This window comes from Inquilinus sp. CA228, assembly GCF_052078665.1.
Classification (GTDB): Bacteria; Pseudomonadota; Alphaproteobacteria; order DSM-16000; family Inquilinaceae; genus Inquilinus.
The window spans coordinates 54134-72973 of the sequence record NZ_JBQJIK010000027.1 but is presented as its reverse complement, the minus strand read 5'-3'; the positions used below and the strand labels follow the sequence as shown (position 1 = coordinate 72973).

Genomic DNA, 18840 nt, shown 5'->3' with positions numbered 1-18840 from the left:
AGCGAGCCGCCCTACTTCGCCGGCTTCTCCGCCGCCGGCAGCACCTCGACCGTGGCGGTCATGCCGGAGGCCAGCAGCACGCCGTCCGGCACCTTGTCGATCGCGATCCGGACCGGGATGCGCTGGGCCAGGCGGACCCAGCTGAAGGTCGGGTTCACGTCGACGATCTGGTAGAACGAGTTCAGCGTCACCTCGCGGTCGGAGATGGCGCGGTCGATGCTGACGACATGGCCGTCCAGCGGCGTCGACACGCCCATCAGCCGGATCTCGACCTTGTCGTCCGGCCGGATGCGCGGGATCTTCGTCTCCTCGAAATAGCCGCGGACGTGGAAGCTGTCGGCGTCGACGATCGCCATCACCTGCTTGCCCGCCGTGGCATAGGCGCCCTGCCGCACGATCAGGGTCGAGACGAAGCCGTTGACCGGCGACCGTATCGTCGTCCGCTCCAGGTCCAGCTTGGCCGTGTCCAGCGCCGCCTGGTCCTGCTCCACCGCCGCGCGGGCGGCGCGGGCCGCCGATTCCGCCTGCTGCTGGGCCTCGACCGAGATGGCGTTGAGCCCCAGCTTGGCCCGGCGCGCGGCATCCGCCTCGAGCTGCTCGGTCTGCGCCGTCTGGCTGTCCAGCGCGGCCTGCGCCCGCTGCACCGCCAGGGTGTAGCGGTCGGGGTCGATCACGAGGAGCACGTCGCCCTTCCGCACCTCCTGGTTGTTGGCCACGGGCAGGCTGACGATGATGCCGGAGACGTCGGGCGCCACCTGCACGATCTCCGCCGCCACCCGGGCGTCCCGGGTCCAGGGGCTGTCGATGTAGTACTGCCACAGCAGCACGCCGGCGACGACGGCACCGGCCGCCACGACCAGGGTGATGAAGACGCGAAGGGCGAGGGCTGCGTATTTCATAGCTTTCTTCCCCTCACATCGTCAGCGCGACGAGGGCGGTCAGGATGATCAGGAGCAGGGAGAGGTCGAACAGCGCCGGATGCCAGATCCAGCGATAGGCGCCGGCGCGCCCCAGCCCGAAGCGCAGCAGGCCGGTGATGACGAGCGCCACCACCAGGTAGCCGAGCATCGGCGACAGGTACACGCCGGCGAGGTCGATTTCCTTGATCATGGTGTCGGCACAATCAGGTCACGGATGAGGGCCGGGCCGTCGGTCTGCGGCATGGCGAAGAATTCGGACTGGTAGGACAGGGTCACCCAGATCGCGGTGACCGAGACCAGGGCGGTGACAGTGTTGCGGTCGGTGTCGAGCCCCTGCAGCGCCTCGCCGGCCCGCGCCAGGGCGGCCATCGCTTCGGGGCCGCTGGGGCCGCGGTGCCGCCAGGCCAGGCCGAAATGGCGCTCCAGCGCGGCCAGCGCCGCCGCCACCGCCCGCGTGCCGGGCGGCGGCAGCCGGCCCGACAGGCGGCGCAGGATCATGATGTTGTGGCCGACGCGCAGGCTGGCCAGGCTGCCATGCAGGATCGGTCGGTCGCCGGGCGAGGCATGGTCGAGCCGCGAGAACAGGCCGTTGATGCGGTCGAACATCCGGCTCTCGAACTCGGCCTGCGACAGGCCGCTGCCGGAGGCCATGCGCGACAGGTCGGCCATGATGCCGGTGACGAAGCGCTGCGCCATCCAGCGCACGCCGAGCGGCCGGATCAGCCGGAACAGCAGCACCGCCAGGGCGATGCCGGCCAGGGTGGCGAGGCTGTTGTTGATGGCGCCGGCGAAGTCGAGCGACGCGCGGTCGGACAGCCCCAGCAGGGTCAGGAAGTTGATGCAGAGCAGCAGCCCGGAGGCGCCGATCCGCGGTGCCGGCATCAGCATGCCGGCCGGCACCAGCACCGTGGCCAGCACCAGGGCCAGCATGGGGAAGCCGTCGACCCGGGGCAGCACCAGCGTGAAATAGAGCAGGTAGATGACGCAGGCGACCGACGCCATCCGCAGGAATTCCTTGGCCGGCAGCGCCGGCTCGTCCGCGCCGGAGAAGAAGCCGAAGACCACGACCAGGATGGTCGCCGCCGCGGCGCCGTTCGGCCAGGCGGTGAGGATCCAGAAGCTGCAGGCGACCGCCAGCGCGGTGAAGGCGGTGATCCCGGCCATGATGGCGGCGGCCTGGTCGCGGTGCCGGCTGACCGACGGCGCCGAGCGCATGGTGCGCGGCCGGGTGCCGGCGGCGACATGGTCGCGCAGCCGCAGGCAGTCGTCGCGCAGCGTCAGCACGTCCTGCAGCCGGTCCAGCAGGATCCGCACGACCATCGCCGTCTGGCTCTGCCTCAGTTCCTCCAGCGTCGGCTGCATCGTGTCGATCAGGCGCCGGGCGGCGCCGATGCTCTCGTCGTCATCCGGCTGGTCCGGGCCGAGGGACCGGTCCATGATCCGCGCCACCGCCTCGAAGGCCGGGCGGATCGCCTGCCACCGCGCCGGGTCGCGGAAGCGCAGCAGCCGCCCGCGCTCCTGCACCGAGACCAGCATGGCGAGGAAGGTGAACAGCCGCCCCTGCAGCTGGCGGATCACGTCATTGGCCAGGCGGATCGCGCGGGTGTCGAACACGGCATGGGCGCGCAGCGTCTCCAGCGCCACCGCATCGCCGATCAGCCGGCCGCGGTCGGCCTGGGACGCCTCGTCGGTGCCCTCGGTCCGCAGGATGCCGACCGCCCATTTGGCCGTGGCCGCCAGCAGCACCTCGATCCGGCCCCGCAGCACCGGCCCGACCGGGCGCGGCAGGACGATGGCGCTGAGCACCCCGGCGCAGCCGATCCCCAGCAGGATCTCGACGCAGCGGTTGGTGGCGATGTCGAACACCGCCTCCGGCTGGGTGATCGCCGGGAAGCCGATGATCGCGGCGGTGTAGCCCGCCAGCAGCGGCGCGTAGGCGCTGGGCGCGTCGCGCAGCAGCACCGAGACGTAGATGCAGACCCCGAACCACAGGGCGCTGGCCAGCACGAACAGCTCGCGCTCCTGCGCGAACAGGCCGATGAAGGTCATGCTGGCGATGACCCCGGCGCTGGTGCCGAGCACGCGGTAGACGCTCTTCGACAGCATCATCCCAGTCAGCGGCTGCGACACGATGTAGACGGTCAGCATCGCCGTGCCGGGCGAGGACACGTTGATGCGCAGGGCGATCCAGGCGGCCAGGAGCGCGGCGCAGAAGGTGCGCAGCGAGAACACGCCGTCACGCCAGGTCGGCCAGTCCATTCATTCCCTCGACGGGCCTAGCGGCCACCCTCCGGCGCCGGCCGGCCGGCAGCGAGGTTGCCCTCGATCCGGCCCAGCAGGCCGAGACAGAGCACCATATCCTCGTCGGAGATGCCAGCGAGCAGACGCTCGCGCACCTCGGCCGCAATGCCGCGGATGCCCTCGACCAGGGTGCGGCCGTCCGCGGTCAGATGCACCGCCTTGGCCCGGCGGTCGGATTCGTCCTCGCGCCGCTCGATCAGCCCCTGGGTTTCGAGCGTGTCGAGCAGGCGGACCAGCGACGGCCCCTCGATGCCGAGGGACTCCGCCAGGTCGCGCTGCCGCAGGCCCTCGCCCAGGCGGGAGACATGCAGCAGCGGCTGCCAGGTGGCGGCGCTGAGCCCGTAGCGGCCCAGCGCCTCGTCGATCTCGCGCCGCCACAGCCGGGCGACGAGGTGCAGGCGGAACCCGAAATCGTCCCGCGCGGTGGAGAGGGTGTCTGACATGGCGAAACTATTAGGATGCTAATTATTTGACTCACAACGCAATTGCCGCATGCCAGCCTCCATCGCCCGGCGGATGCGGACCGCCTCGGTCTGCTCGATCGCGACGTCGTCCCAGCGCACCACGTCGCCGGCCGCCACCGGCCGCACCAGCTTGACCTTGTGGGCGAGGCCGATCGGCAGGGCGCCGGCCGCCAGCGAATCCTCCGCCCGCATGATCCGGCCCCAGACCGTGTAGCCGCCCTCGCCGTCCAGCATCTCGCCGGCGGCGAGCGGCTTCTTGGCCACGGCGACCGCATCCGCGCGGAAGCCGGTCGGGCTGCCGGTCGCCTCGTGCCGCAGCGCCGCCGAGGCGACGCTGACGCCGAGCTCGAGGCCGATGAAATGCACGGTCCGGTACAGCGCCCCGTAGCGGCCGGAGGGATCGGTGGTGATGGCGTATTCGCGGAAGCAGCGGCGCGTATAGGCGGCGCGCGCATCGTCGTCGTCGGCCTCGAACACGACATAGACGCCCCAGCGCAGGTCGTTGACCACCGGCCGGCCGTCGCGCTCCAGGCTGGTCACCACCTCGACCATGCCGGCGTGTTCGAGCACGCCGCCGGCCTCGCGCGGCCGCAGAACCCGGGCGAGGTCATGCGCGCCCGCCGGCGGGAACAGCAGGCCGTCGCGCGGCGCCGCCAGCCCCGTGGCGTTGGCGATCGCCGCCATCTCGATCGCCGATTTGGTGCCGTCGATGAAGGAGTTGAACATCTGCGGGTTCATGCCGCCCGCCCGCGCCTCCTCGTCGGTGATGCCGAAATGGCCCCAGACCGTGTCGGGCGTCGACTGGTGATAGCTCGGCAGGTACTTCGTGCCCTTGCCGGCGGCCACCACCCGGAAGCCGCAGGTCTCGGCCCAGTCGACCAGCTCGCACACCAGCGCCGGCTGGTCGCCATAGGCCAGGCTGTAGACCAGCCCCGCCTGGCGGAACCGCTCGGCCAGATAGGCGCCGGCCAGCACGTCGGCCTCGACATTGACCATGACGATGTGGCGGCCGTTCTCGGCCGACAGCAGCGCGTGGCGGATGCCGGCGGCCGGGCTGCCGGTGGCGTCGACCACGACGTCCAGCCCGTCCGCGCGGATCAGCGCCTCGGCATCCTCGGTGACATGGGTCCGCCCGGTCTTGCGGGCATCCTCGAAGGAGGAGGCCTGGACCGCATCGACGTCCCAGCCGGTGGTCGCCATCGCCTGTCGCGCCCGCTCCGCCGACAGGTCGGCAACGGCCAGCAGATGCAGGCCGGTGGTGGTGCGCAGCTGCGCCAGGAACATCGAGCCGAACTTGCCGGCGCCGATCAGGCCGATTCGGACCGGCCGGCCCTCGGCGGCGCGCTGCTTCAGCTTGGTCGCGAGATTCATGGGGTCTCCCCGGCGCAGAAAGAAGGGTCAGTGGCTGCGGCCGTCGATCGGGATCGCGGTCACGGTCGTAAGGTTGATGTCGTTCAGGCAGCGGACATTGATCGCGACCATCTCGGTGCCGTCCGGCTTGCGGCCGCGGGCGAAGGATTCGATGCCGCAGCTCGGGCAGAACAGGTGATGGATCACCTTCTTGTTGAACTGGTAGTCGGCCAGCCCGTCGCCGCCCGACAGCAGGGTGAAGTGGTCGGGCGTGACGAAGGTCAGCATCAGGCCGCGCTTCTGGCAGTGCGAGCAGTTGCAGCTCAGCACCTTCGCCAGGTCGGTCTCGACCCGGTAACGCACGGCGCCGCAATGGCAGCCGCCATCATAGGTCCTGGTCTCGGGCATGGGGCGTTCCTCCGGCTCTTGGATCGCCGTGAGTCACGGCGGCGTTCGGGCTCAGGGTCGCCCGAGAGTTCCGACCTGTCCACCGGGATCAAGGCTCTGCCGAGCCGTCGCCGCCTATGTCGGCTCCCCGGCCATGAGCTCGGCATGGAACGCTTCGGTCGCTTCATCCGCCGGGAACATGCACTCGATGCGGAGTTCCTGGGCCGCGACTGTCCGGGGCGTGCCGACGGTCGCGATCATGGAGAAGTAGTTGAGCACTCTGCCGTCCTTGACGAGGCCGATCGGGATGACCGGCGTCGGGCCCTGGACGTCTGTTGCCTTGAGGGACGCCCAGGCGGGCTCGACGTCCGGATAGGCCATGAGCGCCGCCAGCAGCCCCTTGATCCTGTCGTCGATGACGCGTCCCACAGCTTCGCGATGGACACGCTGGATCAGGCTTTCCGCGACAGTCGGCCAATCGACGATGCAGGGACGCAGGCCATCCGGATCGAACACCAGGTGCAGCATGTTGCGCGGCGCCTTGCGCGCGGACAGATCCGTGAAGCGGCTGAAAAAGCGCGGCGCGGATCGGTTGGTCAGGAGCACGTTCCAATAGCGATCCATCACCAGGGCCGGAAACGGCTCATGCTGGCGGAGCATGCGCTCCAGGGCGGTGGTGATGCTGCGCATCTCCGGGCCGTCCCAGGCACCGTCGGGGTATATCGGCGCATAGCCACCGGCCAGGAGCAGCGTGTTCCGGTCGCGCAGAGGCATGTCCAGCGCGGTGGCGATGTCGATCAGCATCTGGCGGCTGGGAACGCTGCGCCCGACCTCGATGAAGCTGAGATGCCGCTGCGACACGCCCGTGTCGAACGACAGCTCCAGCTGGCTCTTGCGGCGCAGATCGCGCCAATGCCGCAGCAGGGCGCCGACTTGGCCGCCGCGCGGCCTGGCAATCGGATCCTGCATGGGCATGGCGGGACTCCCTCGAAGCGGCCGGTCAGGTCCGCCAGGCATGCGGCAGCAAGGCGTCCTCGAGCGGCGGCCGGGTCATGGTGCCGGCATAGTTGGTGATGGTCGACGCTGCGGTCACGGCCAGCATCTCCAACGCCTGCTCCCGGCGGAACCCGGCAGCGACGAAGGTTTCGAGATCATCGTCGCTGACATGGCCGCGCGTCTCGATCAGCATCCGGGCCAGGCCGGACAGGGCAGCCAGCCGACCGTCGGCCGGGACACCGCGGCCGCGGATCGCTTCGACATCGGCGGGTGCGAGCCCCTCCTTCAGGGCCAGCAGGGTGTGGAACGCCACCGCCCAATCGCAGGCATTGGTGACCGCATTGGTCAGCAGGAGGGTCTGGATCTCCGCTTCGGTGAAGGTGCCGGAATGGACCTGCTGGAACAGGCCGGCGAAGGCCTTGATCAGCTCCGGCGAATTCGCCATGGCCCCCGCGATGTTGGGGACCATGCCGAAGGTGTTCTCGAGCTGCTCGAGAACCGGCTGCGCCGTCTCGGGCGCCGTGGCGATGGTATGGATCGGATAGGACGGCATGCTGGCTCCTCTCGATGCCCCGGCGAACGGGATCGCCGGCGTCGAGGGGGAGCAAAGCCGATTGGTGGAGGCCGTCCAACTACCTCCCAGGTCATAGAGTCCAGAGTCGGCCGGGCCTCAGCCCTCGCCGACCCCGTATTCCAGCCCTGCATCGGCCAGCCAGTCCCAGAGATACTGGGCGAAGGACCGGCGGACATAGATCCGCAGCCGCGGCGCGCCATCCGCGTCGTCGGTGCGGTGCAGGACCACGTCGGCGTGGCAGACCATGCTCTGCGCCACCGAACCCACCGGGAAGGCGCGCGGATGCAGGTCCAGCGGGCAGCCCTTGGCCAGCATGTCCAGCGCCTTCGGCCCGGCCAGCGCGATCACCGTCCAGTTGTCGGTGACGTTGGTCACCGCGGCGTGCCGGCCGGCCAGCGCACGTTGCAGCCGGGCGGCCAGGTCGGCCTCGCGGTCGACGCCGTCGACCACCAGCCATTCGGTCGGGCCGAGCCACAGCGCCGCCACGCCCTCGGCCGCGGCGATGCCCGGCCGCGCCGGCAGGTCGAGCCCAAGGGCTCCGGCCACGGCCGCGCCGAAGCCGGCATCGGCCAGGTCGCCGCGCAAGTTCAGCTTGGCCTCATGCACGATCTCGGCCAGTCGGACGCCCGGATTGGCCGGCGCCACCAGCGGCCGGACCAGCCCAGCGGTCGCCGAGCGCCGGGCCGCGGCCTCGCCCGGAACGGACATGGTGTCAGGCATGCTGGCGCCCTCCCTCGGGATCGACGAAGACCGGCTTCACCACCTTGGCCGCGATGGTGCGGTCGGGCATGGCGATGTGGACCGTGCCGTCGAGCCGCCCCGACCCGCCCTTGACCATCGCCAGCGCGATCGAGCGGTCGAGATTCGGGCTCCAGTAGCTCGAGGTCACATGGCCCAGCATCGGCACCGGCGGGGCGCCCGGCGTGGCGGTGTCGATGATGTGCGCCCCCTCCTCCAGCACCAGCTTCGGGTCGTCGGTCAGCAGGCCGACCAGCTGCTTGCGGTCGGCCCGCGCCGTGTCGGCCCGGTCGAGCGAGCGCTTGCCGATGAAGTCCGGCTTCTTCTTGCCGACGATCCAGTTCATGCCCAGGTCGCCCGGGGTGGTGGTGCCGTCGGTCTCCTGGCCGACGATGATGAAGCCCTTCTCGGCCCGCAGCACATGCATCGCCTCGGTGCCGTAGGGTGTCAGGTCCAGCCCCTGCCCCGCCCGTTCGATCGCCTCCATCAGGGCCAGGCCGTAGGCGGCCGGGACGTTGATCTCGTAGGACAGCTCGCCGGTGAAGGAGATGCGGAACACCCGCGCCGGCAGCCCGGCCACCGTGCCCTCGCGCATGCTCAGATGCGGGAAGGCCTCGTTCGACAGGTCGATGTCGGTCAGGCGCGACAGCAGCTCGCGGCATTTCGGGCCGGAGATGGTGGCGACCGCCCATTGCTCGGTGGCCGAGGTCAGGAACACCTTGAGGTCCGGCCACTCGGTCTGCAGCCATTCCTCGAGCCAGGCGAGGATGTTGGCGGCGCCGCCGGTGGTGGTGGTCATGTGGAAATGGTCGTCGGCGAGGCGCGTGGTGACGCCGTCATCCTTGACCATGCCGTCCTCGCCCAGCATCAGGCCGTAGCGGCAGCCGCCGATCGCCAGCTTGGCCCAGGCGTTGGTGTAGACCCGGTTCAGGAACTCCGCCGCGTCCGGCCCCCTGACGTCGATCTTGCCGAGGGTGGTGGCGTCCATCACGCCGACCGAATTCCGCGCCGCCTTGACCTCGCGGTTCACCGCCGCGTGCATGTCCTCGCCCGGCTTCGGGAAGTACCAGGCGCGCTTCCAGCCGCCGCCGACATTCTCGAACACCGCGCCGTGCTTCTCGGCCCAGCTGTGCATCGGGGTGCGGCGGATCGGGGCGTACAGCGCCTTGACGCTGCGCCCGGCGATGGCGCCGAAGGTGACCGGGGTGTAGGGCGGGCGGAAGGTGGTGACGCCGATCTCCGGAATGGTCTTGCCCATGGTCTGGGCGACGATGCCGAGGGCGTTGACGTTGCCGGTCTTGCCCTGGTCGGTGGCCATGCCGGTGGTGGTGTAGCGCTTGACGTGCTCGACCGAGACCATGCCCTCGCGCAGCGCCAGCCGCAGGTCCTTGGCGGTGACGTCGTTCTGGAAGTCGACGAAGGCGCGCACGGCATTGGCCGGCCGGTCCGACGGCACGTACCACAGCGGCCGGTCGTCGCCGGCCTGCGGCTCCTCCTGCGCGGTCTCGACCGGCGGCACCGGCACCGGCACCGGGCTCAGCCCGGCGGCCGAGGCCGCGGCGGCGCCGGCCACGAGGCCCTCCTGCAGCGCGTCGGCGAGGCGCACCGTGCCGGCGCAGCCGCCGGCCGAGCGCTCGGCCTGGAAGGACTGGCCGGGCATGAAGGTCGACCGCGCCTCGTCCCAGCGCAGCTTGCCGCGCGACTGCGACTGCAGGTTCAGCACCGGGTTCCAGCCGCCGGACATGGCGACGGCGTCGCAGGCGATGGTGGTCTCGGCGCCGCGCCGCACCGACTGGCCGTCGGCGGCCAGCGGCATCAGCCGCACCTCGTTCACCCGCAGGCGGCCGGAGGTGCCGACCACGGCATGGCCGGCATAGACCGGCAGGCCGGCGGCGCGCGCCGCCCGCACCAGCGGCCCCTCCGGATCCCGCCGGGTGTCGACCATCGCCGGCCCCTTGAGGTCCGGCCACTCGGTCTGCAGCCATTCCTCGAGCCAGGCGAGGATGTTGGCGGCGCCGGCCAGCAGGATGCCGGGACGGTCGTTCTCGGCGAACACCAGGCTGCGCTCGATCGACCCGGTGGCCAGCACCACCTGCTTCGCCCGCACCTTCCACAGCCGCTGCCGCGGCGTGCCGGCCGGCACCGCATGCGGCGCGATGTGGTCGCTGGTGCGCTCCAGCAGGCCCAGCCAGTTGTGGCCGTAATAGCCGAAGGCGGTGGTGCGCGGCAGCACCCGAACATCGGGCATCGACGCCAGCTCGGCCACCGTCGCCTCGACCCAGTCGAGCGCGCCGGCCTCGCCGATCGACGCCGTCGGCTCCGACCGCAGCCAGCCGCCGAAGCGCCCCTGGTCCTCGGCCAGGATCACACGGGCGCCGGCGCGGGAAGCGGCCAGGGCGGCGCCGAGCCCGGCGATGCCGCCGCCGACCACCAGCACGTCGCAATGCGCGTTCATATGGTCGTAGCGGTCGGGGTCCGGCTGGCGCGGCGACACGCCGAGGCCGGCCGCCTTGCGGATGAAGCGCTCATAGACCATCCAGGCCTTGGGCGAGCGCGGCCACATGAAGGTCTTGTAGTAGAAGCCGGCCGGAATCAGCGGCGCGAACAGGTCGTTGACCGCATTGAAATCGAAGCGCAGCGACGGCCAGCGGTTCTGGCTGCGCGCCACCAGTCCGTCGAACAGCTCGACCTGGGTGGCGCGGCTGTTCGGGTCGGTGCGGGCCGCGTCCGGGCCCAGCTGGACCAGCGCGTTCGGCTCCTCCGGTCCGGCCGAGATCACGCCGCGCGGCCGGTGATACTTGAAGCTGCGGCCCATCAGATGGACGCCGTTGGCCAGCAGGGCCGAGGCCAGCGTGTCGCCCTCATAGCCGCGATACGACGTGCCGTCGAAGGCGAAGGCGACGCCCTGGGTGCGGTCGATATCGGCGCCGCGGCCGACCAGGCGGTAGCGTTGGGTCATGGAATCTGCGAGCCGGAAGCGCTGGCGGGATCGACCAGCGGCGCGTTGGCGGTGCCCCGCGCCGGCTCGCCGGACGGGGTGGGGATGGACTGGCCGTCGATCGCGGGCGGCGGGTCGCCCGGGCCGTAGACGGCCAGGATCTCGTCGGTCGCCGTGTTGCGGGCGATGTTGAACCAGCGCCGGCAGCCATGGATGTGGACCCAACGCTCATAGTGCAGCCCCTTGGGGCTGGAGCGCATGAAGACATAGTCGGCCCATTCCGCGTCGCTCAGCTCGGCCGGGTTGGCCGGGCGCCGGATATGGGCCTCGCCGCCGCAACGGAATTCGCGTTGGTCGCGCGGGCCGCACCAGGGGCAGTCGATCAGGAACATGGCTCGGGTTCCTTAATGCGCCACGGCGGCGGCGCCGTGCTCGGCCACCAGCGCGCCGGAGCTGAAGCGGTCCAGCGCGAAGGGCGCGGCGATGGCGTTCGGCTCGCCGCGGGCGACGGTGTGGGCGAAGACATGGCCCGAGCCCGGGGTGGCCTTGAAGCCGCCGGTGCCCCAGCCGCAGTTGATGAACAGGTTCTCGACCGGGGTCTTGCCGATGATCGGGCTGGCGTCCGGCGCCACGTCGACGATGCCGCCCCATTGCCGCAGCATGCGCATGCGGCTGAAGATCGGGAACATCTCGACGATCGCCGCCAGCGTCTCCTCGATGATGGCGAAGCCGCCGCGCTGGGAGTAGGAGACGTAGCCGTCGATGCCGGCGCCGATCACCAGCTCGCCCTTGTCGGACTGGCTGACATAGGCGTGCACGGCGTTCGACATGACGACGCAGTCGATCACCGGCTTGATCGGCTCGGACACCAGCGCCTGCAGCGGGTGGCTCTCCAGCGGCAGGCGGAAGCCGGCGAGGTTGGCCAGGACCGAGCTGTGGCCGGCCGCGACCACGCCGACCTTGCCGGCGCCGATAGTGCCGCGCGTGGTCTCGACCCCGACGACGCGCCCCTGCTCGGTGCGGAAGCCGGTGACCTCGCAGTTCTGGATGATGTCGACGCCGCGGCTGTCGGCGCCGCGGGCATAGCCCCAGGCGACGGCGTCGTGCCGCGCCGTGCCGGCCCGGCGCTGCACGGTGCCGCCATAGACCGGGAAGCGGATGGTCGGGTCCGGGTTCAGGGCAGGGCAGAACTCCAGCACCTGCTCGCGGCTCAGCCAGTCGCTGTCGATGCCGTTCAGCCGGTTGGCGTGCAGCCGGCGCATCAGCTCGCGCGCCTCATGCGGGTCGTGGCAGATGTTCATCACGCCGCGCTGGCTGAACATGACGTTGTAGTTGAGGTCGGCCGACAGGCCCTCCCACAGCTTCAGCGCGTGCTCGTAGATGAAGGCCGAGGCGTCGTAGAGGTAGTTGGAGCGGACGATGGTGGTGTTGCGGCCGGTGTTGCCGCCGCCGATCCAGCCCTTCTCCAGCACCGCGACATTGGTGATGCCGTGCTCCTTCGCCAGGTAGTAGGCGGTGGCCAGGCCGTGGCCGCCGCCGCCGACGATGACCACGTCATAGGCCGGCTTGGGGTCGGGCGAACGCCACGCCTTCTGCCAGCCTTCGTGGTGCGACAGCGCGTTGCGGACGAGGGAGAAGACTGAGTATCGGGACATCGATCCGGGCGGGTCCAGGGTGAGCGTGGGCATGGTGCAGAGCCGACCGGCCCGGCGCGAGCTTAGGCGCGACACGCAGGCGTCGCCCTGCGCCAAGGGGTTTTCAGCGCGAGGGTCCGCTTGATGGCGGTCGCCGTGACCTCATCGTAAATGCCGTCCTCGCGCAGGAAGCTCTCGAAGCTTTCGCCGATATGCGGGTTCTTAGTCTTCATGGCCTGCTTCCACCCGTCTTAACTCAGTAGGTTGGGTTCGCCGAGGCGAACCCAACCATCCTGCCGCGACGCTGTTGGGTTCGCTTATCGCGAACCCAACCTACGAAGCGAAAGAGCGCCTCAGTCCGCCGGAATCTCCCGCCCGCGGCCGACACGGCGCAGCATGGTGATCAGGTCCGGCTGCTCGTCCCTGACCCGGCGGTACTGCGGCAGCAGCGCGTCGCGCAGCCGGCCCTGGGTGCCCAGCGCCACCTCGGCATAGTCGATCATCACCGTGTTCGGCCAGGCCTGCGGCCGGATCGCCGCCAGCCTCGCCACCGAGGCCTCCTCCTCGCCCGGATGGCGCTGGGCGATCAGCATCAGCATCGAGGCGGTCGAGCGCGAGATGCCCATGTGGCAATGCACCAGCAGGTGGCGCAGGCTCTCGCCCTCTGCCGCCATGGTCTCGCCGAACTCCAGGATCGACGCAACATGCCCGGGGGTCGGCAGGATCTCGCCCGGCCGCTCATCGATGATGTCGTGGAACCGCAGGTCGAGGCGGCGATGCGGCGCGAAGCCGTCGAAATAGGTCTCGGCCGGGGTGCCCGGATCGGCGATCGACAGCACATGGGTGACGCCGGCGGCGCGGAAGCCGGCGATCTCCTCCAGGCCGCAGACGGTGAGATGGCGGTCGGGGTGCAGCAGCATCGGATCGTCCTCGGAAACGGGAAGGCACTGTCCCGCCCGGCCACCGCCGGGTCAAACGCCGATGCCGGACGTCAGCCGTGCGGACGGGTCATGCGGCCGATCAGAACAGCCCCTCGATCCGCCCGCCCTCATCCAGCCGGATATTGTTGGCCGCGGGGCTCCGGGGCAGGCCGGGCATGGTCATGATCTCGCCGCAGATCGCCACCAGGAACTCCGCCCCCGCCGACAGGCGCAGCTCGCGCACCGGCACCACATGGTGTGACGGCGCGCCCTTCAGCGCCGGGTCGGTGGAGAAGCTGTACTGGGTCTTGGCGACGCAGAGCGGGAAATGGCCATAGGCCTTCTGGTACTGGGCGAACTGGTCGCGCACCCGCTTGTCGGCGATGATGTCATCGGCGCCGTAGATCGAGGTCGCGATCGTCCGCATCTTCTCCCACAGCGGCAGGTCGTCGTCGTACAGGGTGCGGAACTGGGAATGGTCCTCGGCCAGGGCCACCACCTTGCGCGCCAGCTCGACCGTGCCGGCGCTGCCGTCGGCCCAATGGTTGCAGACCTGGGCCTCGACCCCGTGCTCGGCGCAATAGTCGCGCACCGCCTGCAGCTCGGCCTCGGTGTCGGCGACGAAGCGGTTGACCGCGACCACCGCCGGCACGCCGAACTGGCCGACATTGCGGATGTGGCGGCCGAGATTGGCCAGGCCCTTCTTCAGCGCCGCCACATTCTCCTGCCCCAGCTCCTCCTTGGCCACGCCGCCATGCATCTTCAGCGCCCGCACGGTGGCGACGATCACCACCGCCGCCGGCTTCAGCCCGGCCTTGCGGCACTTGATGTCGAAGAACTTCTCGGCCCCGAGATCGGCGCCGAAACCGGCCTCGGTGACGACGTAGTCGGCCAGCTTCAACGCCGTCTTGGTCGCTATCACCGAGTTGCAGCCATGGGCGATGTTGGCGAAGGGGCCGCCATGGACGAAGGCCGGGTTGTTCTCCAGCGTCTGCACCAGGTTCGGCATGAAGGCGTCCTTCAGCAACACGGTCATCGGCCCGTCCGCCTTCAGGTCCTTCGCCGTCACCGGCCGGCGGTCGAGCGACTGGCCGACGATGATGCGGCCCAGCCGCTGCTCCAGGTCCTGCAGGCTCTTCGCCAGGCAGAAGATCGCCATCACCTCGGACGCCACGGTGATGTCGAAGCCGTCCTCGCGCGGGAAACCGTTCTGGGCGCCGCCCAGGCTGGTGACGATCAAGCGCAGCGCCCGGTCGTTCATGTCCATCACCCGGCGCCAGGTCACCCGGCGGGTGTCGAGGCCGAGCGCGTTGCCCCAGTAGATGTGGTTGTCGAGCAGCGCCGACAGCAGGTTGTGGGCGCTGCTGATGGCGTGGAAGTCGCCGGTGAAGTGCAGGTTGATCTGCTCCATCGGCACCACCTGGGCGCGACCGCCGCCGGCGGCGCCGCCCTTGATGCCGAAGCACGGCCCCAGCGACGGCTCGCGCAGGCAGATCGCCGCCTTCTTGCCGATCCGGTTCAGCCCGTCGCCGAGGCCGACCGTGGTGGTGGTCTTGCCCTCACCCGCCGGGGTCGGGGTGATCGCGGTGACCAGGATCAGCTTGCCGTCGGGCCGGCCGTCCAGCCCGTCGATGAAGCCGGGCGTCAGCTTGGCGATGTGCGGGCCGTAGGGGTAGAGGGCGTCCGAGGGGATGCCGAGCGTGGCGCCGACCTCCGCGATCGGCCGCAGCGTCGCGGCCCGCGCGATCTCGATATCCGACGGTGCCGCCATGTCCCAAGCTCCCCCAGGCTGTTTTTGCGTCGATCGTCCCATAGCATCCGCGACGCCACCCCGTCTGCGGCGACGTCCTCCGCTCTCGCTGCGACGCGGCCGGCCGCGGCGGCGCGAGCCATGCGTCCAGCGGATCGCACTATCCGTTGTCCGTCGCAAGCAGCCTCTTTGTCGAATTTGCGACCCGTGCTACCGATTCGTTAACAAGGCGCACCCCTTCGGGAGGCACAGAGAGCATGGGCCAGGATCCAGCCTTCGACACCGAGACGATCGGCTTCCTGTTGATTCCGCAATTCTCGATGATCGCCTTCACCTCGGCGGTCGAGCCGCTGCGCATCGCCAACCGCATGGCCGGCAAGCCGCTGTACCGCTGGACGGTGCTGTCCAAGGACGGCCAGGCGGTGAAGGCCAGCAACGGCATCAGCGTCGGCGTCGACACCTCGCTGGCCGAGCTCAGCCGCCAGTCCGGCCTGTCCAAGCCGCTCGACATGATCTTCGCCTGCTCCGGCCTCGGCATCGAGCGCTACCGCGACGACGAGGTCTTCGCCTGGCTGCGCCGGGCCGAGCGGCAGGGGGTCGGCATCGGCGCGCTGTGCACCGGCTCGCACCTGCTGGCCCGGGCCGGGCTGCTCGGCGGCTATCGCTGCGCCATCCATTGGGAGAACCTGCCGGGCTTCGCCGAGACCTTCCCCGAGATCCCGGTGTCGAGCGACCTGTTCGAGGTCGACCGCAAGCGCTACACCTGCTCCGGCGGCACCGCGGCGATCGACATGATGATGCACCTGATCGCGCTGCGGCAGGGCCGCGACCTGGCGACCAAGGTGTCCGAGCAGTGCCTGGTCGACCGCATCCGCAGCCCGCATGACCGCCAGCGCCTGCCGCTGCGGGCCCGGCTCGGCGTGCACAACCCGAAGCTGGTGTCGGCGATCGAGCTGATGGAGGCGAACATCGCCGAGCCGCTGCCGCAGGAGGAGCTGGCGGCCCATGTCGGCCTGTCGCGGCGGCAGCTGGAGCGGCTGTTCCGCAAGCAGCTCGGCCACAGCCCGGCGCATTACTACCTCGAGCTGCGGCTGGAGCGGGCCCAGCATCTGATCAACCAGAGCGACCTGCCGATCGTCGACCTGGCCCTGGCCTGCGGCTTCGTCTCGGCCTCGCATTTCTCGAAATGCTACCGCCAGCTCTACGGCCGTTCGCCCCGGGAAGAGCGGGCGAACGCCATCCTGCGCGGCGTGCCGATGCCCGAGCGGCCGGTCCGCCAGAAGGTCCTCGCTTGACGACGCATTCCAGCTTTGCTGCGCTGCGGTATCTGGGGACTCGCTTCGGAGGACCGATCTGTGCATAGTCCGCGACTTCGCGTAACGGCATCCCGGACCCGAATGCCCGTAGACCGGACTTGGCAGGCCCTTCCGGCCGCCGACCGCCTCGCCGCTGAGACCTTTAGCACCCCATGACCCGATTCTATGTGACCGGCACCGACACCGGTGTCGGCAAGACCCTCGCCTGCGCCTGCCTGGCCCTTGCCTGGGACGCCGATTATTGGAAGCCGGTGCAGACCGGCCTGGCCGAGAAGCCGGCGGACACCGCCACCATCGCCGCCCTGACCGGCCTGCCGGCCGACCGGCTGCAGAAGCCGACCTACGCCTTCCAGGCGCCGCTGGCCCCGGTGGCCGCCGCGGCGCTGGAGGAGAGCGAGATCGACCCGGCCGCGCTGACACCGGCCTACTCGCCCCGGCCGCTGCTGATCGAAGGCCCGGGCGGCGGGCTGATGGTGCCGCTCGACTGCTCGACGCTGGCGATCGACCTGCTGGCGGTGTGGCGCTACCCGACCATCGTGGTGGCCCGCAGCGGCCGCGGCACGATCAACCACACGCTGCTGACCATCGAGGCCCTGCGCAGCCGCAAGATCCCAATCGCCGGGGTGGTGATGAACGGCCCGCTCAACGCCGGCAACCGCGCCGCGATCGAGAAGCATGGCGGCGTGCCGGTGATCCTGGAGATCCCGGAGCTGCCGAAGGTCACCCGCGCGGTGATCGAGGAGCTGGCCCAGGCCGTGCCGCCCCTCGGCGAGATCGTCTCCGAGGCCGTGGCCGCCTGAGGCGGCGACGACCCCTCTACTGGACGGGTCTCGCCGCCATGCCCAACGGCTCGGCCACGGCCAGCAGGCGCTTGTCGCGCGTCCAGAGAGAAATCCCTGCCGTCAATCTGATGCTGGCCAGGAGATGCGCGTCGACATAGCCGATGCCGCGGCCGAACAGGCTGTGCCGGGCGATGAAGTGCAGCACTTCCGGCTCCGTGGCGACGTCGACCTGCTGCAGATCCTGCAGGGTTTGCAGGATCAGGTCGCGTTGGCGCAGGCTCCCGAGAGCCAGCTCGCCGACGATGAACGGGTGCATCAGGACCTGGCCGGTATCGAGCAGATGGGCCAGGCCGTCGTCAGCCGATCGCAGATGGTCGATCCAGACCGATGTATCGACCAGGATCACTCCGTCCGCCGTCGCGGCACGGGCTCCAGATCGGGCTCGCTTCCGCCCAGGGCCGCCAGCCGCCGTGCGCTCTCCCGGGCAATGAGCGCTTTCAGGGCTTCCCGCACCAGGGCGGACTTCTCCTGCAGCCCGGTGAGGGCCTGTGCCTTGGCGAGCAGGTCATCGTCGAGGGCGAGGGTCGTCCGCATGGTGGTCTCCTGGACCGTGAAGCATGAAATTAGGCGTCTTTGATGCCCAATTCAATGCCGCGGCGAGACTGCCTGCAAACGGAACGGGCGCCCTGGGGCGCCCGTCCTTGTCTCCCGGAACAGGTCAGGCTCAGTCCAGCGACTCGTCCATGGCGAAGCCGCCGCGGCCGTCGAGGGTGAAGCGGGCTTCCTGCATCGCCTTGACCCAGCGGGCCGAGCGCTCCAGCCCGCCGAAGGCGAACAGGTGCAGCTGGGCGATGCCGCAGCCGGCATCCTTGGCACGGTAATCCGCCAGCTCGGTCAGCAGCTTGTCGGGCACCGACACCGAGGCCAGCTTGGCGATGTTCATCGCCTGCCGGGTCAGGAACCGCATCGACGGGCCGACGCCGCACATCGCGGCATAGTGGATCAGGCTCTTCAGCTTGGCCGGGCCGGCCAGGCCGAGATGGATCGGCAGCTCGTTGCCGGCGCGGCGCAGCGCGCGGTCCCAGGCGATGATCGCCTCGGCGTCGAAGCAGAACTGGGTGGCGATGTACAGCTCGGTGCCGGTTGCCCTGGCATAGGCGTTCTTCTCGGCGACCGAACGGGCGATCTCCTCGTCCGGGATGTCCTTGCTGCCCTCGGGATGGCCGGCGACGCCGATCATCTTAATCCCGTGCTGCTGCAGCAGGCCGGTCTCCAGCACCTGCATGGTGCGGTCGAACGGGCCGACCGGGGTGGACACGCCGCCGCCGATCACCAGCACCTGGTCGACCCCGGCCTCGCCGGCGAGGCGGCGCAGATAGTCGTCGAGCTGGGCCCGGCTCTCCAGGCTGCGGGCGGCGATGTGCGGCACCGGCACCAGGCCTTCGCCGCGCAGCCGCGCCGCGGTCTGCACGATCTCGCCGAGATCGGCGCCCGGCAGCATGGTGACATAGACGGGAGTGCCGGCCGGCAGATGCGCGCCGTAGCTGGCGGTCTTGGCGGCGATGCCGGGCGCGGTCTCGATCGAGAGGCCGCGGAACAGGTCGACCACCGCCGTCTTCGGCGTCGGCAGCGAGACAACCTTGGCGGTCGACCGATTGAACCCCAGCATTCACCGTCCTCCATGGGCACGGCGCCATCACCGGCGCTTGGATGACAAAATGGTGATGCCGGGCCTTCGGCGCTGCGTCGCGGACGACCGGAACTGTCCGG

General features: G+C 70.2%; 20 protein-coding genes. 2 read left to right on the top strand and 18 right to left on the bottom strand.

The genetic code is table 11. The annotated features are described in order from the left end of the window. Window positions 1-11 precede the first annotated feature (11 nt). From ACTOWL_RS15565 to ACTOWL_RS15495, 15 genes are all read right to left on the bottom strand, one after another. Complete coding sequence (locus ACTOWL_RS15565; RefSeq protein WP_441322156.1) at window positions 12-899, bottom strand: efflux RND transporter periplasmic adaptor subunit; 888 nt, start codon at window positions 897-899, stop codon at window positions 12-14. A 13-nt stretch (window positions 900-912) separates the two neighbouring features. Further along, window positions 913-1110 (bottom strand): DUF1656 domain-containing protein, encoded by a 198-nt coding sequence (locus ACTOWL_RS15560; protein WP_441322155.1) that lies wholly within the window; start codon window positions 1108-1110, stop codon window positions 913-915. After that, a complete protein-coding gene (locus ACTOWL_RS15555; RefSeq protein WP_441322154.1) occupies window positions 1107-3179 on the bottom strand; it encodes an FUSC family protein in 2073 nt (690 codons plus the stop codon). The genes ACTOWL_RS15560 and ACTOWL_RS15555 overlap by 4 nt, the downstream gene beginning before the upstream one ends. Window positions 3180-3196: 17 nt before the next feature. Beyond that, on the bottom strand, window positions 3197-3664 hold the full coding sequence (locus ACTOWL_RS15550; RefSeq protein ID WP_441322153.1) for a MarR family winged helix-turn-helix transcriptional regulator: 468 nt from the start codon (window positions 3662-3664) through the stop codon (window positions 3197-3199). A gap of 18 nt (window positions 3665-3682) precedes the next feature. Beyond that, complete coding sequence (locus ACTOWL_RS15545) at window positions 3683-5056, bottom strand: NAD(P)H-dependent oxidoreductase (protein WP_441322152.1); 1374 nt, start codon at window positions 5054-5056, stop codon at window positions 3683-3685. A 27-nt stretch (window positions 5057-5083) separates the two neighbouring features. Further along, window positions 5084-5443, bottom strand: a complete 360-nt coding sequence (locus ACTOWL_RS15540; protein ID WP_441322151.1) for a GFA family protein — start codon at window positions 5441-5443, stop codon at window positions 5084-5086. Window positions 5444-5557: 114 nt separating this feature from the next. Further along, window positions 5558-6397, bottom strand: a complete 840-nt coding sequence (locus ACTOWL_RS15535; RefSeq protein WP_441322150.1) for a helix-turn-helix domain-containing protein — start codon at window positions 6395-6397, stop codon at window positions 5558-5560. A 25-nt stretch (window positions 6398-6422) separates the two neighbouring features. Next, entirely contained in the window at window positions 6423-6971 is a 549-nt protein-coding gene (locus ACTOWL_RS15530) for a carboxymuconolactone decarboxylase family protein (protein ID WP_441322149.1), read from the bottom strand. 117 nt (window positions 6972-7088) lie between these two features. Further along, on the bottom strand, window positions 7089-7712 hold the full coding sequence (locus ACTOWL_RS15525) for a sarcosine oxidase subunit gamma (RefSeq protein ID WP_441322148.1): 624 nt from the start codon (window positions 7710-7712) through the stop codon (window positions 7089-7091). Continuing rightward, window positions 7705-10689 carry a 2Fe-2S iron-sulfur cluster-binding protein gene (locus tag ACTOWL_RS15520; RefSeq protein WP_441322147.1) on the bottom strand — a complete coding sequence of 995 codons (2985 nt, stop codon included), beginning with the start codon at window positions 10687-10689 and terminating at the stop codon, window positions 7705-7707. The genes ACTOWL_RS15525 and ACTOWL_RS15520 overlap by 8 nt, the downstream gene beginning before the upstream one ends. Beyond that, a complete protein-coding gene (locus ACTOWL_RS15515) occupies window positions 10686-11060 on the bottom strand; it encodes a sarcosine oxidase subunit delta (protein ID WP_441322146.1) in 375 nt (124 codons plus the stop codon). The genes ACTOWL_RS15520 and ACTOWL_RS15515 overlap by 4 nt, the downstream gene beginning before the upstream one ends. 12 nt (window positions 11061-11072) lie before the next feature. Continuing rightward, on the bottom strand, window positions 11073-12323 hold the full coding sequence (locus ACTOWL_RS15510) for a sarcosine oxidase subunit beta family protein (protein ID WP_441322175.1): 1251 nt from the start codon (window positions 12321-12323) through the stop codon (window positions 11073-11075). 62 nt (window positions 12324-12385) lie between these two features. Further along, complete coding sequence (locus tag ACTOWL_RS15505) at window positions 12386-12535, bottom strand: hypothetical protein (protein ID WP_441322145.1); 150 nt, start codon at window positions 12533-12535, stop codon at window positions 12386-12388. Between the two features lie 120 nt (window positions 12536-12655). Beyond that, window positions 12656-13222, bottom strand: a complete 567-nt coding sequence (locus ACTOWL_RS15500; protein ID WP_441322144.1) for a tyrosine phosphatase family protein — start codon at window positions 13220-13222, stop codon at window positions 12656-12658. Window positions 13223-13322: 100 nt separating this feature from the next. Beyond that, window positions 13323-14993, bottom strand: a complete 1671-nt coding sequence (locus tag ACTOWL_RS15495) for a formate--tetrahydrofolate ligase (protein WP_441322143.1) — start codon at window positions 14991-14993, stop codon at window positions 13323-13325. 236 nt (window positions 14994-15229) lie between these two features. Between ACTOWL_RS15495 and ACTOWL_RS15490 the strand changes: the two genes are divergently transcribed. Next, the gene (locus ACTOWL_RS15490; protein WP_441322142.1) at window positions 15230-16267 is read left to right on the top strand and encodes a GlxA family transcriptional regulator; all 1038 of its coding nucleotides are present in this window, start codon (window positions 15230-15232) and stop codon (window positions 16265-16267) included. A 173-nt stretch (window positions 16268-16440) separates the two neighbouring features. Continuing rightward, the gene (gene bioD, locus ACTOWL_RS15485; protein ID WP_441322141.1) at window positions 16441-17088 is read left to right on the top strand and encodes a dethiobiotin synthase; all 648 of its coding nucleotides are present in this window, start codon (window positions 16441-16443) and stop codon (window positions 17086-17088) included. Between the two features lie 16 nt (window positions 17089-17104). Here the strand turns inward: bioD and ACTOWL_RS15480 are convergent, their stop codons facing one another. The 3 genes from ACTOWL_RS15480 to ACTOWL_RS15470 form a co-directional block, all read right to left on the bottom strand. Next, window positions 17105-17476, bottom strand: coding sequence for a type II toxin-antitoxin system VapC family toxin (locus tag ACTOWL_RS15480; RefSeq protein WP_441322140.1), 372 nt, complete (start codon window positions 17474-17476; stop codon window positions 17105-17107). Then, entirely contained in the window at window positions 17473-17664 is a 192-nt protein-coding gene (locus tag ACTOWL_RS15475; RefSeq protein ID WP_441322139.1) for a type II toxin-antitoxin system VapB family antitoxin, read from the bottom strand. The genes ACTOWL_RS15480 and ACTOWL_RS15475 overlap by 4 nt, the downstream gene beginning before the upstream one ends. 130 nt (window positions 17665-17794) lie before the next feature. Beyond that, complete coding sequence (locus tag ACTOWL_RS15470) at window positions 17795-18739, bottom strand: metFprotein (RefSeq protein WP_441322138.1); 945 nt, start codon at window positions 18737-18739, stop codon at window positions 17795-17797. Between the last annotated feature and the right edge of the window lie 101 nt (window positions 18740-18840).